Below are 14,839 nucleotides of genomic sequence, written 5' to 3'. Positions count from 1 at the left end.
AAGGGGCAGCGCCGTCTCGATGGCCTGGACGGCATGATCATCAGCCTCTACGCAGGCGGGATGACGTTGCGGGACGTCGAGCACCACCTCGCGACCACGATCGGCACCGAGATCAGTTACGAGACGATCTCCAAGGTCGTGGACCAGATCAGCGAGGAGGTCCTGGCCTGGCAGCACCGCCCGTTGGAGGCGCTGTATCCGGTGATCTACCTCGACGCGATCGTGGTCAAGATCCGCGATGGCGGACACGTGCGCAACAGGTCCGCCCATCTCGCCATCGGCGTCGATATGGACGGGATCAAGCACGTCCTGGGTATCTGGGTCCAGGCCAGCGAGGGAGCGAAGTTCTGGGCCGGCGTCTGCGCCGAGCTGGCCAACAGGGGCGTGCGTGACGTGCTGATCGTGTGCTGCGACGGGCTCACGGGGTTCCCCGAGGCCGTCGAAGCGACCTGGCCCCAGGCGACCGTGCAGACCTGCGTGGTCCACCTGATCCGGGCCGCGACGAGGTTCGTGAACTACAAGGACCGTAAGGCTCTGACGGCCGCGCTGCGGCCGATATACCAGGCGCCCAGCGCTGAGGCCGCCCTGGAGGTGCTGGAGGCCTTCGAGGCCAGCGAGCTCGGCCGTCGCTACCCCTCGGCGGTCAAGACGTTCCGCGCCGCGTGGGAGCGGTTCACCCCGTTCCTGGCGTTCCCGCCCGAACTCAGGCGGGTCATCTACACGACCAACGCGATCGAGTCGCTGAACTACCAGCTCCGCAAGGTCACCAAGAACCGGGGCCATTTCCCCAACGACGCCGCGGCAGTGAAGCTGCTGTGGCTGGCGATCTGCAACATCGAGGACAAAAGAGCGCGCGAGCGAGCCAAGGAACGAGGACGACCCGCCGCCGAGCGACGAGCCTCGGGCCGGCTCGTCGAGGGCGCTGTCACCACGAACTGGAAGACGGCCCTCCAACAGCTCTCACTGGTCTACCCCGACCGAATCAACCCCCACCTCTGACCCGGCCCCCTTACACAGACAACTTGACAGGCTCGGGCCCGCGCCGCCTCGTCCAGCTCCTCCTCGGTGGAGGAGGAACCGGGCTCAGCCGCCAGGACTCCGGCCTGCGCCAGCGACAGACCGGAGCTCGTCAGCTGGCTGATCCTCAGCAGGGCCACCAGATGATCCGCGGTGTAGTCCCGATATCCGTTGGACCCACGCGGCGGCTCCTCCAGCGCGCCCATCTGGTGGTAGTAGCGGACGGCCCGGACCGTCACCCCCGCGAGCTCGGCCAGTTCTGAGATGCGCATCAGGGTGAAGCGTGCCCTAGTCGGCGGATGCTCGGACTCAGCAGGGTCGCGGCGGCCGCGCCGATCCACACAAGGACGAGCGTCGTCGTGGCCACGTGCAGGGTGCCGATCTCGATGAGCACAGCAGCCATGCCGATCCCCACCGACGGAACGAGGGTCATGATGGCGTTCTGGCCGCCCAGCACCTTCCCGCGCTGGGCATCTACGACGTTCTCCACGAACGTCAGCCCGACGACGGCGTTCATGCAGCCACCGCCCAGGCCAACGATCGCAGCTCCGGCGAAGACCGACCACACCGGCCCCAGAACACCGACGACGACGAAGCCCACGGCGACGACGGTGACACCGGCGGTGAACCACCCCCGGCGCGGGATCCTGGCGCCGAACCAGGCAAAGAGTCCGCCGCCGACGAGCAGGCCCCCGGCCAGCGCGCTGAGCACGAACCCGACGAACCCGGCCTCACCCTGGAACGCGAAGTGCACCGGTATCACCATGCCTTGCAGGGCAGCGAGCACGACCGCCAGCGCCAGACCCAGCAGGACGACGACGCGCAGGAGCGGTGTGCGGAAGATGACCACCAGGCCGGAGAAGACGGACCTGGGGGCCTCGGGCTCGGAATCGTCCTGCGGTGCACGATCCTCCTGCTCTGCACGCGGAAGTCGAGTTGACCGGGAGGGGATGACGAGGGTCAGCAGGGCTGCCGATGCTGCGATGCCCGAGGTGACCCACATGACCGCCACGGGCTCCAGGGAGGCCACGAGGATGCCGGCGATGGCGGGGCCGACCAGCAGCGAGACCCCTGCCAGGGACTCCCGCAGGCCGATCAGCCGTGACGGGTCCATCCCTGCGGCCTGGGCGACGGCGGGGAGCATGGCCTCCCGCGCGGTGATGCCGGGAACGTCACCGAAGGAGTTCAGCACCGCCACGGCGATGAACCAGCCCAGGTGCAGTCCGACGGTGAGTTCGATGACGGGCAGGATGACCAGCGCTACGGCCGAGATCACGTCGGAGAGGATCGCGACGGTGCGGCGGTTGATCCGGTCCATGAGCGAGCCCATCAACAGCCCGGCGACGGCGGACGGCACCGCCGCCGCGATGGCAACGGCTCCGGCCCCCATCGGACTGCCCGTGGTGAACAGGACCAGGAGCGGGAGTGCGATCGCGGTGATCGAGTTGCCGAGCAACGACGTGCCGAAGGCAGCCAGGTAGAAGAAGACGATCCGAATCATGCGCCGAGTCCAAACGATGACGTCGCGTCATGGTCAAGCCGCGTATGCGTTCCAGCGCGTAGCGGCGATCCGGTCGCGAACGGCCCGTGTGCGCTCGTCAGGCTCGCACCGGCTGCGGAGCCTTCGCGTCGGTAGAAACCCCTGAGGTCGTGCCCGACCCGGACATAGGTGGCTTCCACCGACGCGAACGGAGCACCGCCGGCAGAAGTCTGTGGGCACGGCGATGACCGGCAGCGACCGGTCGGCCGACCCTCGTACGTCCGCTACCGCCCGCGGTCGTACAGCCAGTGGAAGGTCTCGCCATGACATCCCGACGACAGCGCGTCGCCATCATCACCGGCTCGGACCATGAGCGGGCGATGGGCGCGGCCACACCTGTCGGCAGGTCCGGCACCGCGGACGAGGTGGCGTACGCGATCGCGTTCCTCGCCGGCGAGGGCGCGTCGTACATCACGGGTCAGCTCATCACGGTCGACGGAGCGAACTCCACCAGCGAGGAGCACGGTAGAGAGGGAAGGTACCGACAGTGATAGACGGATCCGACGAGTTCCTGCTCGCCCTCGCGAGCATCGCAGCGACCCTCGTCGGAACGTTCATCGTGGCGGTGTTCTTCTACCTCGACTCGGCGCTCCACCGGGCCCGCGGTGCCGCAGGCAGCTCGCCGGACCGGTACATCCGGGCAGGCACCCGGTGGGTGCTCATCGCGTACAGCCTGCCCCTGATCGTCCCTCTCGCCCTGGTCGGTGCGGAGCCGGTCTGGGCGACCGTCACGTGCGTGGTGTGCGCAGCGGCGCTGGTGATCGCCACCGTCGACACGTCCCGTCGAATCGTGAAGAAGGGCGCGACGAGGAGGTCTCTCGCGCTCGCCGCGAACGAGATCGTCACCTCGCTGGCCGTAGTTGCCCTGGTGGTCCTGCCGTGGATCCTCGGCGGCTGGATCCCGTCGCCGAGCGACCTCGTCCCTTCTCTCCTTCTCGCCCTCGCCATCGGCTTCACCAGCACCGCGGCGGTCATCATGTCGGTCGTCGACGCCGGGGAGACGTCGACCCCCGCTTCGCAGCCGACAGCGCTGTCGCGACGCTCCGCGACACGTCGCCGGCGACGGTCGGCGACGGCTCACCTCGTGCGCTGATCGGCCAGCACGGCGTTCCCACCCGTGAGCTGCTCGACGTGCGGCCGGGTACGGCCCGACCTCCGCCACCGGTGGGCAGGCGGTTAGTGTGAAGCGACCGCACCCCCGTCTGACTCTGGAGATCGGACCTCTCATGGCCTTCAACGCAATCGCCAACATCGCCCTCCGAGGGATCCCGGGCGCCTTCATCCTCAACTCGGGCATCAGCAAGATCGGCATGGACGAGGAGACCGCCGGCTACGTGCAGGCCGAGGCCGAGAAGGGCATCCCGCAGCTGGGTTCGCTGGAGCCGACGCAGTTCGCCAAGCTGCTCAGCTACGGCGAGATCGGCGTCGGAGCGGCGCTGCTGGCGCCGTTCGTCCCCAACCGCCTGGCCGGACTCGCGCTCGGCGGCTTCTCCGCCGGCCTGCTGAGCATCTACTTCCGCGACCCGGCCAAGACCACCGACGACGGCGTGCGCCCGTCCGGCGAGGGAACGTCGCTGGCCAAGGACTCCTGGATGATGGCCATCGCCATCGCGCTCATCGCCGGGGGCTCGCGAAAGAAGGGCTGATCCCGACGAGGGGGCGGCATGTGGTCGGAGCGGCGGCGCAGGCGCCGGCCGGTCAGGACCGAGCCGGGAGACGGCAGTGCGCTGAGGCCGCACCGTCCCTGGCAGATGCTGACCCGTTCGGTCTTTCAGGTCGAGCTCACCGACGAGGACGGAGTCGCACGCGACTACGCCGTCGACGTCAGGTACTTCAGCTGGGACGGCACGGTCCACTTCTACGTGGACGGTCGACAGGAGCTGGTGTCCGAGCAGCCCACCGCCTTCCCCGTGCCCGGCGGCATCCTCGAGGTCGCGGTCGGGGCCTCCGGGCTCCGGCGGATACACCTGGTGCCCGACGACGGCGGCCAGGAGCGCACGCTGAGGCCGGTCCGGCACAGCGCGGAGTACTGGCGCGCGGTGGCCGAGCATCGGCACCCCGCCCTCAGCAGGTGGATCGGGCGCGCAGCCGTCGTGATCCTGCTGATCGGGCTGGTGCTCTTCGGGCCGCAGCTGCTCGAGGCGGTGACCCAGTGGGACGTCGTCGGCGACCGTGTCGGCACCTACACCTCGCCGATCTCGTTGCCCGCCTGGCTCAACACCACCCTGCTGATCGCCGGCACCGCGGCGTCGCTCGAGCGTGCACTCACGCTGCGCAGTCACTGGTTGATCGACCTCAAACCCTGGTGGCTCGGGTGAGGGAGTCGCGCCGGACCGGGTGGACCTCGGTCGGCCGCACACCTTGTCGTCCGGTACGCGCCGCCCGACGGCGCCGATAGGACGGTCGACTGCGTACGTTCACGGCACGAGTCTCGACAGCAGGTCCTCCAGCTGGTCGAGCTCGTCGAGCGTCAGGCCCGCGGTCGCGGCGTCATCCGCAGCGAGGACACTGTCGACGACGCCCGGCGAGACGACGGCACCGACCTGTTCGGAGGGCAGATGAGCGACGAGCGTCGCACCGCCCTGGTCGAACGGACCTACGACAAGCGCGCCGGCCACCCCGAGGAGGTCGCGTCCCTCGTCACCTTCCTGGCGTCCGACGGGGCGCGCCACCTCACCGGACAGCACATGCACGTCAACGGCGGCGCCCACACCACGCGGTGAGAGGGGGATCCCGGGCGACGCAGGTCGACCCTCGACGAGTGGGCCCGGCCGGGTTCGAACCGGCGACCTACGCGGTGTAAACGCGGCGCTCTGACCAGCTGAGCTACGGGCCCGCGCCGAAGCCTAACCGGCGCCGCGGCGCTACCCTGGCAGTGGAGGCGAGATGGCGACGAAGCCGACACTCATCAACTCGGTCGTCCGCGCGACGCACCTGCTCGACGCGCTCGGGGACGCCCGGTCGCCCCAGCCCGCCAAGAAGCTGGCCCGCGCCGTCGGGATCCCGCTGCCGACGGCCTACCACCTGCTGCGCACGCTCGTGCACGAGGGCTACGTCGAGCACACGAACGAGGGCTACGCGCTCGGCGACCAGGCGGCGGCGCTCGGCCGCGGGGCGGAGCCCCACCGTGTACGGCGCGTGCTGCGCGGGCTGCACGACGCCTTGCACGCGGCCGCCTATCTCTCGACGTACGCGGATGGCGAGGCCCTGCTCACCGAGGTCGTCGACTCGCCCGAGGCGCCACGCATCGACATGTGGGTGGCGTTCGACGAGGCCGCGCACGCCACCGCCCTCGGCAAGGCCCTGCTCACGTCGTTGCCCGACGACGACCGGCGCGAGTTCGTCGCGCGGCACACCTTCGCCGATCTCACTCCGCACACCCTCACCTCCCCGAGGGCGTTCATGGCGCAGATCGGGCGGCAGGTGCCGTTCGCCGTCGACCGGGAGGAGTACCTGCTCGGTGTCGTGTGTGTGGCCGTGCAGGTGCCCGGTCGCGCGCAGGCGGTCGCGGTGTCAGTCCCCGCGGGGCGCGCCGAGCAGGTGCTCGCGCGCATCGACGAGCTGCACCGCACGGCGGGCCTCGTCGCCCTCGCACCCTCCTGATCCTGCTCGGTCCGGACCTCCACCGCGCCGCGGCCCGCGGATTATCACCAACTGAAAACTCGGCGTTGCGACGCGCCCGGGCCAGGCCGATGGTGGGCACCAACGGCACACGAGCCAACGGAGGCACACATGTCGACGACGACGAACCCACCCCCGCAGCCGACGACGGACGAACCACCGGCCGCGGCCCCACCGCCCGACGAGGTCCGCCTCGAGCTGTTCGAGACGATGGTCCGCTCCCGCACCTACGAGGAGGCGATCCTGCGGGAGTACCACGTGGACAAGGGCCCCGGCTTCGACATCGGCAAGGGGCAGATCCCCGGCGAGATGCACCTCTCGGCCGGACAGGAGCCGGTCGCCGCCGGCATCTGTGCGCACCTCACGTCCGACGACGCCGTGACGGCACCCCACCGGCCCCACCATTTCGCGGTCGCCCACGGCGTGGACCTGAGGAGGATGACGGCGGAGATCTTCGGCCGGGAGACCGGCCTGGGACGCGGCCGTGGCGGCCACATGCATCTGTTCGACCCGGCGGTGCACTTCTCCTGCTCCGGGATCATCGCCGAGGGGTACCCGCCGGCGCTCGGAGCCGCCTTCGCGTTCCGGCGGAAGGGCACCGGCGGCATCGCGGTGGCCGTCACCGGGGAGGGCGCCGCCAACCAGGGTGCCTTCCACGAGTCGCTCAACCTCGCCGCGCTCTGGCAGCTCCCGGTCGTCTTCGTCGTCGAGGACAACGAGTGGGGCATCTCCGTGCCCCGCACGGCATCGACGTCCGTCGCGTCGAACGCCGAGCGCGCCGCCGGGTACGGCATTCCCGGGGTACGAGTGGAGGACAACGACGTCGACGCGGTGCACGCAGCGGCCGAGACCGCTGTCGCCCGCGCCCGCGCCGGAGACGGGCCGAGCCTCATCGAGGTCGCCACCGTGCGCATGTGGGGCCACTTCGAGGGCGACGCCCAGGGCTACCGCCCCGAGCTCGCCTCGGTCGCCGACCTCGACCCGATCCCCCGCTATGCCGAGCGGCTGCGGGGCGCCGGCGTCCTGGACGACGCCACGGAGGAGAGCATCCGCGCCCGGGCGAGCGAGCAGGTCGAGGATGCCGTCACGTTCGCCAAGGACAGTCCGATCCCGGACCCGGCCGAGGTCCACCGGTACGTCTTCGCCGAGGAGCAGTCATGACCGCCACCGACACCACCCAGCCCGCCACCACCCGCCGGCTCAACACGTCCAAGGCGATGGTCGAGGCCGTCGCGCAGGAGATGGACCGCGACGACACGGTGGTCTACCTCGGGGAGGACGTCGGCTCCTACGGCGGCATCTTCTCCTCCACCACCGGGCTCCTCGACCGGTTCGGCCCCGACCGCATCATCGACACCCCCATCTCCGAGACCGCGTTCATCGGTCTCGGCATCGGGGCGGCGACCGAGGGGATGCGGCCGATCGTCGAGCTGATGTTCGCCGACTTCATGGGCGTCTGCCTCGACCAGATCTACAACCACATGGCCAAGATCCGGTACTTCTCGGGCGGCCACGTCTCCGTGCCGATGGTGCTGGCGACGGCCGTCGGCGGCGGCTACTCCGACGGAGGCCAGCACTCCCAGTGCCTGTGGGGCACGTTCGCCCACCTGCCGGGCATGAAGGTCGTCGTCCCCTCGACCCCCGCCGACGCCAAGGGTCTGATGACGTCGGCCATCCGCGACGACGACCCCGTGGTCTTCATGTACCACAAGGGAATCATGGGCCTGCCCTGGATGAAGAAGAACTCCCGGTCGATCGGCGACGTCCCCGCCGGCGAGCACCTCGTGCCGATCGGACGGGCGAACGTCGTCAAGGAGGGCAGCGACGTCACCGTCGTCACCCTGTCACTGTCGGTCCACCACGCCCTCGACGTCGCGGAGAAGCTCGAGGGCGAGGGGATCAGCGCCGAGGTGCTCGACCTGCGCTCGCTCGTACCGCTGGACCGCGAGGCGATCCTCGCCTCGGTCGGGAGGACGGGGCGGCTCGTCGTCGTCGACGAGGACTACCTCTCGTTCGGGCTCTCGGGCGAGGTCTCGGCGACGATCACCGACGAGGACCCGCGGCTCCTGACGGCGCCGGTGCAGCGCGTGACGATGCCGGACATCCCCATCCCCTACGCCCACGACCTCGAGTACGCGGTGCTCCCCCTGCACGCGCGCATCGAGGACGCGATCCGCAGGGTCGTGGCATGAGGGAGGTGCTCTTCCCCCGGGTCGACGAGGACGACCCCAGCGCCGAGGGTGTGGTCGCCACGTGGTACTCCTCCGACGGCGAGCAGGTCGCCGAGGGGCAGTTGATCGCCGAGGTGCAGGTGGCCAAGGTCTCGGTCGAGGTCACCGCGCCGGCCGCAGGGGTTCTGCGCGTCGTCGCCGAGGAGGACGCCGCCGTCCACCAGGGCGACGTCATCGGTCGGATCGAGGGATAACCAGCTCGACGAACACCCGCCTCGAGGAGCTGCCACGCCGGGGCCGTCCCAGCCCCGGGGGCGTCGCCGTTCCGGGGGCCGTCCCCGCCCCGGGCGCTACTTCCCGCGGGACCGGGAGACCACCCGGGTGCCCGACCACTCGCTCCCCGCCGCGACGGCGGACGTCGCGTTCATGCCGGCGATCTGGGCGGCCTCGGAGATCTCGGCCGGGCCCACGTGCTCCGGCGAGGTCGGCTTGGGCGTGAGCACCCAGATGGTGCCGCCGTCGTCGAGGTTGGCCTGGGCGTCGACGAGCAGGTCGGTCAGGTCCCCCTCCTCGGTGTCCGACCTGCGCCACCAGATGATGGCGCCGTCGCACACGTCGGAGTGGTTCTCGTCGACGAGCTCGGTGCCCGTGTGCTTCTCGACGGCCTCCCGCAGGCCGTCGTCGGCGTCCTCGTCCCACCAGAACTCCTGGACGACCTGGCCGGGCGCGAACGCTCCGGCGACTGCCTCGTACGCACTGGCGTGCACAGCCCGACTACTCCTCCCCGGGCTGACGCCCGAACGATGCGCCCCCGGGGTCCCGGAGGTCGCTGCGGACGCCCCGCGAGCGCGCGACGTCACCCCGCACGGTATCGGGCATCTCACCTCATCGGGTACAGGCGGGAAGTTGGGCCCGCCCACACGGGGCGGCCTACGATGGTGTGGCCCATATGCAGGCGCCGGAGGCCTCGGCGCACACACCCGGGAAGTGAGATGACGTGACTGCCACTGATCACGGACGGCCGCTGATCGACGGCCTGCTGAGCCAGGTACCGGACATCGACAAGGACGAGACCGCCGAATGGCTCGAGTCCCTGGACGGCCTCATCGACGACCGCGGGGGACCCCGCGCCCGCTACATCCTGCTCAACCTGCTGCGCCACGCCCGGCGTCGCGACATCGCCGTCCCCGGCAACCTCACCACGCCGCACGTCAACACCATCGGCGTCGAGGACGAGCCGTACTTCCCCGGCGACGAGCACGTCGAGCGCACCTACCGCGGCTGGATCCGCTGGAACGCCGCCGTCATGGTGGCGCGGGCGCAGAAGCCGGACGTCGCCGTCGGCGGCCACCTGTCCTCCTACGCGTCCGTGGCGACCCTCTACGAGGTGGGCCTCAACCACTTCTTCCGGGGCAAGGACCACCCGGGCGGCGGCGACCAGATCTTCTGGCAGGGCCACGCCTCGCCGGGCAACTACGCCCGCGCCTACGTCGAGGGTCGCCTGACCGAGGCCGACATGGACGGCTTCCGCCAGGAGTACAGCCACCGTGAGGACGGCCGGGGTCTGCCCAGCTACCCGCACCCGCACCAGATGCCGGACTTCTGGGAGTTCCCCACGGTCTCGATGGGCCTGGGCCCCTCCGGTGCGATCTACCAGGCGTGGTTCAACCGCTACCTGGCCGAGCGCGGCATCAAGGACACCTCCGACCAGCGGGTGTGGGCGTTCCTCGGCGACGGAGAGATGGACGAGCCCGAGTCGCGCGGCATGCTCCAGCTCGCCGCCCACCAGGGCCTGGACAACCTCACGTTCGTCGTCAACTGCAACCTGCAGCGCCTCGACGGACCGGTGCGCGGCAACAGCCAGATCATCCGCGAGCTCGAGTCGTTCTTCCGCGGCGCCGGCTGGAACGTCATCAAGGTCGTGTGGGGCCGCGAGTGGGACGCTCTGCTGCAGGCCGACAAGGACCGCGCGCTGGTCAACCTCATGGACTCGACCAACGACGGCGACTACCAGACCTTCAAGGCGAACGACGGCGCGTACGTCCGCGAGCACTTCTTCGGCCGTGACCCGCGCACCAAGGCGCTGGTGAAGGACATGACGGACGACGAGATCTGGGCGCTCAAGCGCGGCGGGCACGACTACCGCAAGATCTTCGCCGCCTACACGGCCGCCACGAAGCACACCGGCCAGCCGACGGTGATCCTCGCGCACACGGTCAAGGGCTACGGCCTCGGCCCGCACTTCGCCGGTCGCAACGCCACGCACCAGATGAAGAAGATGCAGGTCGCGGACCTGAAGATGCTGCGCGACTCGGTGAAGATCCCGATCAGCGACGAGCAGCTCGAGGACCCGTACGACGCGCCGTACTACCGCCCCGACGAGGACGACCCGACGCTGCAGTACATGCTCGAGCGCAGGCGCGAGCTCGGCGGGTTCGTCCCGGAGCGCCGGGAGCCGGAGCCCTCCCTGGAGATGCCCGGGGACAAGCCGTTCGAGGTTCTCGCCAAGGGCTCGGGCAAGCAGGAGGTCGCCACGACGATGGCGTTCGTCCGGCTGCTCAAGGAGCTCATCAAGGACAAGGGCTTGGGCCGCCACATCGTCCCGATCATCCCGGACGAGGCCCGCACGTTCGGCCTGGACTCGATCTTCCCGACGGCGAAGATCTTCAACACCTCCGGTCAGAACTACACGCCGGTCGACGCCGAGCTCATGCTCTCCTACAAGGAGTCCGAGCAGGGCCAGATCATGCACACGGGCATCAACGAGGCCGGCTCGGCGTCGCTGCTGCAGGCCGTGGGCACCTCGCACGCGACGCACGGCGTGCCGATGATCCCGGTCTACATCTTCTACTCGATGTTCGGCTTCCAGCGCACCGGTGACCAGTTCTGGGCCGCGGGCGACCAGCTGGCCCGGGGCTTCGTCATCGGCGCCACCGCGGGCCGGACGACGCTCGCCGGCGAGGGCACCCAGCACATGGACGGGCACTCCCCCGTGCTGGCGTCGACCAACCCCGCGTTCGTGCACTACGACCCCGCGTACGGCTACGAGATCCGGCACATCGTCCGCGACGGCCTGACCCGCATGTACGGCGAGGACGAGCGCGACCCGAACGTCCTGTACTACCTCACGGTGTACAACGAGCCGCTCGTCCAGCCGGCCGAGCCCGACGACGTCGACGTGGAGGGCATCCTCAAGGGCATCCACCGGGTCTCGCCGGCCGAGGGTGACGGGCCCTGGGTCCAGCTGCTCGCCTCCGGCGTTGGCGTGCCGTGGGCGCTGCACGCCAAGGAGATCCTCGCCGAGGACTGGGGCGTGCGCGCCGGCGTCTGGTCCGTGACGAGCTGGTACGAGCTGCGCCGCGAGGCCCTCGAGGTCGAGAAGCACAACTTCCTCAACCCCGAGGACCAGAAGGTCGCGTACCTGACCACCAAGCTCGAGGACGCCGGGGGCCCGTTCGTGGCCACCTCGGACTACGAGCACCAGGTGCAGGACTCGATCCGCCAGTGGGTGCCCGGCGACTACCACACGCTCGGGGCGGACGGCTTCGGCTACTCCGACACCCGGCCGGCCGCGCGCCGGCAGTTCCTCATCGACTCCCACTCGATGGTGGTCAAGGCGCTGCAGGCCCTCGTCAAGCAGGGGTCGATGGACGGCTCCGTGGTGCGCGAGGCGATCGAGAAGTACGACCTGCTCAACCCGCGGGCCGGCCAGTCCGGCACCGCCGGCGGCGACTCCTGACGCACGCTCAGCACACCAACGGGAGGGGCGCCCGGCCGACCTGGCCGGGAGCCCCTCCCGTCGTTGCGCACCCCCTTCGTCGAGCGTGCGGTTTCCGGTCGTCGAGCGTGCGGTTTCCGGTCGTCGAGCGTGCGGTTTCCGGTCATCGAGCGTGCGGTTGGCGCTGGTCGAGAGTGCGGTCGGTCGAACCGCGCTCGCTGTGGGAGCGGTGGTGCGACCTGGTGATGCCTGCTGGCACCTCTCGAGCAGTAATTCCGGCCCCGTGCGCGACTGCCGTGGCCGGAGCGGTCGGCCGGCCGATCCGGCGATCGGATCCCGGGGCGTGGTGACGTTCCGGCCAGGTGGTCTGAGCAGCTGCCCAGCGGTCGGGTGGGGCCGGTCGTGACGCGGAATTCTGCGCGTCCGCGACGGTTGAATCTGACGTTGAACCAGGCGGAGCGCGATCCACACCCCGCGCCCCTCGACAAGGAGCACGTCATCGCATGAGCACGTCACCGGGCAGGGCACCTGTTCTCACTGCCGAGGAGCTCGGCATCCGTGGACCGCTGGGCGGGCGTGCCACCCTGGTGCAGTTCTCGTCGAACTTCTGTGCGCCCTGCCGGTCGACGCGCGGACTGCTCGCCTGGGTCGCCGGCAAGGAGCCCGGCGTGCGGCACGTCGAGCTGGAGATCACCCGGCACCTCGAGCTCGGCGAGGCTCTCGGCGTCACCCGGACCCCGACGTTCTTCCTCCTCGACCCCGACGGCGCGGTGCTCGCCCGCCAGGAGGATGCGCCGAGGCTCGCGGGTGTGCGCGAGCTGCTCGACCGGCTCGTTCCCGCACGCGGGTAGCTACCACGCCGGTCCTGCCACACGGGCGGGCTTGCGCGCGAGACACTGGGGTGGCAGCCCGTACGCCGGGCGGCCGACCCGACCGCGAGAGGGACGGAGAGCCGTGTGAGTGACGTCGTCGTAGGTGTGCTCGCCCTTGTCATCGGGCTGCTGCTGTGCTTCCGCGGGCGCGGGGCTATGCGCGTCCTGCTCGCCCTGTGGGGCGCGCTGGTCGGGTTCGGGCTCGGCATGGTGGTGGTTGCCGAGGTGACCGGCGAGGGGTACCTCGCGAGCACGGCCGGCTGGATGGCAGCGGTCGTCCTCGCTCTGGTCTTCTCCTGGTTGGCCTTCGTCTTCTTCTCGATCGCCGTCGTGCTGGGGTTCGCCTCGATGGGATTCGTGCTCGGCCGGACCGTCGCCGGGGCTCTGGGCGTCTCCGAGCCGTGGGTGATCATGGCAGTGGGCGTGGTCAGCGGCGTCGTACTGGGCCTGCTCGCGGCCGTCACAGACATGCCCGACCTGGTGCTCGTCGTCATCAGTGCGCTGGCCGGTGCGAGCGCCGCCGTCGGCGGTCTCCTGCTGCTGCTCGGCAACGTCGACCTCGACCACTACGTCGACACCCGGGTCGCTGTCGTCGACGAACCGCTGTGGTACGTCGGTCAGTTCGTGCTGGCCGTTGTCGGCATCGTCGTACAGGTCCGCCATACCCGTCGCGCACGTTCGCTGCGCCAGTCGTGGGGGTAGTGCCGGCAATGCGGTGAGCGTTACGGCGTCCGTCAGACGTCCGGCCCGATCGTCGACGACGACGCACCCCGTCCCTGACGTAGCGCCTGCCGAGCTCGCGAAGATCGAGAGCTCGTAAGCTCGAGGAGGCGCACGACCGCGACTCCGGCCCCCTGCTCGATCGCTGCAGGCGATGAACTACCCGATGGGGCCCCTGACCGGGATGGGGTCAGCAGCGGCCGTGGACGGCGCACTCGGGCACGAGACGCACCTGGCGCTCACGTACCTCGAAGTCCTCCGTGCGGGTGGTGATCGGGATCGTTCCGTCGATCGGCTCCCACACGCCCGTCCCACCCACCTGGAACTCGGCCTCCCAGACGGTGGTGAGCTCGACATGAATCGCCTCATGGCCGTCGGAGTACGGATAGGACACCGTGTGCGCGGGATACGGGGCGCCCGGATCGTCCCCGCTGGAGAACGGTGCGCTGCCGTCCATCGGGTCCCACACGTGCTCGGCCGGCGTGAACCGCACATCCACCTGTTGTCCGAGAAGCTCGGTGGACACGGTGTGCTCGGCCGCCGTGGTCCAGAGCAGGACGGGCATGTTCGCCAACTGCCACCGACCGTCCATCATCGCCTCCCCCGTGTTGACCAGCAGACTCGCCGCCTCGGACCGGGACACCGTCACGACGACGGGGTCCTCCCCGGGTGCGGCAGGCACGTCGGCCTGCGGACGGGAGACCGACCAGGGCGCCTCGAGTGCGCACGTCGAGCCTGTCCCCTGCTCCATCACGCTCGTGCACTGCCCGATCTGCGAGCCGTAGAACCCCGGGTTGCCCTTGCCGAGACCGAGCGCAACGAACGCGCGCTGGGCTTCGGCAGGGGCGCCGTGTCCGCGATCGGTGGCATGCCCGCTCTCCGCGACTTCACTGTTGGTCGTGCCGCGGGCCGATGCCAGCTGCTCGGACGCGGCGACATCCACACCCTCGTCAGAGATTCCGGTACCGATTCCGCCGTGCTCTCCATCGTCAGCACTAGCCACGGGTGTAACCCATATCAATGCTAGAACGGTGGTGAGACTGCCCAGCGTCACGGTGTACCTCCTCATGACGCGGTCTCGTCCGAACTAGCTTCATATGCTCCAGCAACGAACTGCCACTCTCCGTCGTGATGTCGGAGAACGATATGCATGATGAAGGGTGCTTCCTCCACTGCTTCG

17 protein-coding genes and 1 tRNA gene are annotated in these 14,839 nt (G+C 69.9%); 13 read left to right on the top strand and 5 right to left on the bottom strand.

The annotated features are described in order from the left end of the window. Positions 1-999: IS256 family transposase (locus ACPYO4_RS15950; protein WP_425709122.1), on the top strand; the 999-nt coding region annotated here is incomplete at its 5' end. On the opposite strand, the gene ACPYO4_RS15945 is transcribed toward ACPYO4_RS15950, so the two are convergent. After that, positions 969-1,289: a MerR family transcriptional regulator gene (locus ACPYO4_RS15945; protein WP_425710240.1), complete on the bottom strand. Its 321-nt coding sequence runs from the start codon at positions 1,287-1,289 to the stop codon at positions 969-971. The two genes, ACPYO4_RS15950 and ACPYO4_RS15945, sit on opposite strands and share 31 nt — an antisense overlap. Then, on the bottom strand, positions 1,289-2,518 hold the full coding sequence (locus tag ACPYO4_RS15940) for an MFS transporter (protein ID WP_425710239.1): 1,230 nt from the start codon (positions 2,516-2,518) through the stop codon (positions 1,289-1,291). The genes ACPYO4_RS15945 and ACPYO4_RS15940 overlap by 1 nt, the downstream gene beginning before the upstream one ends. Positions 2,519-2,820: 302 nt before the next feature. On the opposite strand from ACPYO4_RS15940, the gene ACPYO4_RS15935 reads away from it, so the two are divergent. From ACPYO4_RS15935 to ACPYO4_RS15915, 5 genes are all read left to right on the top strand, one after another. Beyond that, positions 2,821-3,048, top strand: coding sequence for an SDR family oxidoreductase (locus ACPYO4_RS15935; protein ID WP_425710238.1), 228 nt, complete (start codon positions 2,821-2,823; stop codon positions 3,046-3,048). Continuing rightward, positions 3,045-3,650, top strand: a complete 606-nt coding sequence (locus ACPYO4_RS15930) for a hypothetical protein (protein WP_425710237.1) — start codon at positions 3,045-3,047, stop codon at positions 3,648-3,650. The genes ACPYO4_RS15935 and ACPYO4_RS15930 overlap by 4 nt, the downstream gene beginning before the upstream one ends. A 133-nt stretch (positions 3,651-3,783) precedes the next feature. Next, complete coding sequence (locus ACPYO4_RS15925) at positions 3,784-4,203, top strand: hypothetical protein (RefSeq protein ID WP_425710236.1); 420 nt, start codon at positions 3,784-3,786, stop codon at positions 4,201-4,203. A 105-nt stretch (positions 4,204-4,308) separates the two neighbouring features. Then, entirely contained in the window at positions 4,309-4,875 is a 567-nt protein-coding gene (locus tag ACPYO4_RS15920; RefSeq protein WP_425710235.1) for a hypothetical protein, read from the top strand. 240 nt (positions 4,876-5,115) lie between these two features. Next, entirely contained in the window at positions 5,116-5,280 is a 165-nt protein-coding gene (locus ACPYO4_RS15915; protein ID WP_425710234.1) for an SDR family oxidoreductase, read from the top strand. Positions 5,281-5,319: 39 nt separating this feature from the next. Here the strand turns inward: ACPYO4_RS15915 and ACPYO4_RS15910 are convergent. Beyond that, positions 5,320-5,393: transfer RNA gene (locus tag ACPYO4_RS15910), tRNA-Val, on the bottom strand. Positions 5,394-5,443: 50 nt separating this feature from the next. Between ACPYO4_RS15910 and ACPYO4_RS15905 the strand changes: the two genes are divergently transcribed. From ACPYO4_RS15905 to ACPYO4_RS15890, 4 genes are all read left to right on the top strand, one after another. Beyond that, positions 5,444-6,160, top strand: coding sequence for an IclR family transcriptional regulator (locus tag ACPYO4_RS15905; RefSeq protein WP_425710233.1), 717 nt, complete (start codon positions 5,444-5,446; stop codon positions 6,158-6,160). A gap of 129 nt (positions 6,161-6,289) precedes the next feature. Next, a complete protein-coding gene (locus ACPYO4_RS15900; RefSeq protein WP_425710232.1) occupies positions 6,290-7,339 on the top strand; it encodes a thiamine pyrophosphate-dependent dehydrogenase E1 component subunit alpha in 1,050 nt (349 codons plus the stop codon). Further along, positions 7,336-8,370, top strand: a complete 1,035-nt coding sequence (locus ACPYO4_RS15895) for an alpha-ketoacid dehydrogenase subunit beta (RefSeq protein WP_425710231.1) — start codon at positions 7,336-7,338, stop codon at positions 8,368-8,370. Before ACPYO4_RS15900 ends, ACPYO4_RS15895 begins: the two co-directional genes overlap by 4 nt. Then, positions 8,367-8,603, top strand: coding sequence for a biotin/lipoyl-containing protein (locus tag ACPYO4_RS15890; protein ID WP_425710230.1), 237 nt, complete (start codon positions 8,367-8,369; stop codon positions 8,601-8,603). The genes ACPYO4_RS15895 and ACPYO4_RS15890 overlap by 4 nt, the downstream gene beginning before the upstream one ends. Before the next feature lie 96 nt (positions 8,604-8,699). On the opposite strand, the gene ACPYO4_RS15885 is transcribed toward ACPYO4_RS15890, so the two are convergent. Further along, positions 8,700-9,116 (bottom strand): DUF3052 domain-containing protein, encoded by a 417-nt coding sequence (locus ACPYO4_RS15885; RefSeq protein ID WP_425710229.1) that lies wholly within the window; start codon positions 9,114-9,116, stop codon positions 8,700-8,702. A gap of 230 nt (positions 9,117-9,346) precedes the next feature. Here ACPYO4_RS15885 and aceE point away from each other — a divergent pair, with 230 nt between their 5' ends. The 3 genes from aceE to ACPYO4_RS15870 all read left to right on the top strand — a co-directional run bounded on the left by aceE (position 9,347) and on the right by ACPYO4_RS15870 (position 13,641). After that, positions 9,347-12,088: a pyruvate dehydrogenase (acetyl-transferring), homodimeric type gene (aceE, locus tag ACPYO4_RS15880; RefSeq protein ID WP_425710228.1), complete on the top strand. Its 2,742-nt coding sequence runs from the start codon at positions 9,347-9,349 to the stop codon at positions 12,086-12,088. A 482-nt stretch (positions 12,089-12,570) separates the two neighbouring features. Continuing rightward, positions 12,571-12,918 carry a TlpA family protein disulfide reductase gene (locus ACPYO4_RS15875; protein WP_425710227.1) on the top strand — a complete coding sequence of 116 codons (348 nt, stop codon included), beginning with the start codon at positions 12,571-12,573 and terminating at the stop codon, positions 12,916-12,918. Between the two features lie 105 nt (positions 12,919-13,023). After that, entirely contained in the window at positions 13,024-13,641 is a 618-nt protein-coding gene (locus tag ACPYO4_RS15870; RefSeq protein ID WP_425710226.1) for a hypothetical protein, read from the top strand. Positions 13,642-13,849: 208 nt separating this feature from the next. On the opposite strand, the gene ACPYO4_RS15865 is transcribed toward ACPYO4_RS15870, so the two are convergent. Beyond that, on the bottom strand, positions 13,850-14,713 hold the full coding sequence (locus ACPYO4_RS15865; RefSeq protein ID WP_425710225.1) for a hypothetical protein: 864 nt from the start codon (positions 14,711-14,713) through the stop codon (positions 13,850-13,852). Positions 14,714-14,839: the final 126 nt, after the last annotated feature.

Origin of the sequence: Georgenia sp. Z1491, from assembly GCF_049856175.1 — a bacterium.
Classification (GTDB): Bacteria; Actinomycetota; Actinomycetes; order Actinomycetales; family Actinomycetaceae; genus JB111.
Note: the sequence above shows the minus strand (reverse complement) of the source record. Positions and strands in the feature narration are given on the sequence as shown.

What these genes read in the sequence shown, in the direction of transcription:
- ACPYO4_RS15895 (WP_425710231.1), top strand. Translation starts at nt 7,336, where the DNA reads ATGACCGCCACCGACACCACCCAGCCCGCCACCACCCGCCGGCTCAAC.
- ACPYO4_RS15890 (WP_425710230.1), top strand. Translation starts at nt 8,367, where the DNA reads ATGAGGGAGGTGCTCTTCCCCCGGGTCGACGAGGACGACCCCAGCGCC.
- ACPYO4_RS15915 (WP_425710234.1), top strand. Translation starts at nt 5,116, where the DNA reads ATGAGCGACGAGCGTCGCACCGCCCTGGTCGAACGGACCTACGACAAG.
- ACPYO4_RS15935 (WP_425710238.1), top strand. Translation starts at nt 2,821, where the DNA reads ATGACATCCCGACGACAGCGCGTCGCCATCATCACCGGCTCGGACCAT.
- ACPYO4_RS15945 (WP_425710240.1), bottom strand. Translation starts at nt 1,289, where the DNA reads ATGCGCATCTCAGAACTGGCCGAGCTCGCGGGGGTGACGGTCCGGGCC.
- ACPYO4_RS15875 (WP_425710227.1), top strand. Translation starts at nt 12,571, where the DNA reads ATGAGCACGTCACCGGGCAGGGCACCTGTTCTCACTGCCGAGGAGCTC.
- ACPYO4_RS15925 (WP_425710236.1), top strand. Translation starts at nt 3,784, where the DNA reads ATGGCCTTCAACGCAATCGCCAACATCGCCCTCCGAGGGATCCCGGGC.
- ACPYO4_RS15920 (WP_425710235.1), top strand. Translation starts at nt 4,309, where the DNA reads ATGCTGACCCGTTCGGTCTTTCAGGTCGAGCTCACCGACGAGGACGGA.
- ACPYO4_RS15905 (WP_425710233.1), top strand. Translation starts at nt 5,444, where the DNA reads ATGGCGACGAAGCCGACACTCATCAACTCGGTCGTCCGCGCGACGCAC.
- ACPYO4_RS15940 (WP_425710239.1), bottom strand. Translation starts at nt 2,518, where the DNA reads ATGATTCGGATCGTCTTCTTCTACCTGGCTGCCTTCGGCACGTCGTTG.
- ACPYO4_RS15900 (WP_425710232.1), top strand. Translation starts at nt 6,290, where the DNA reads ATGTCGACGACGACGAACCCACCCCCGCAGCCGACGACGGACGAACCA.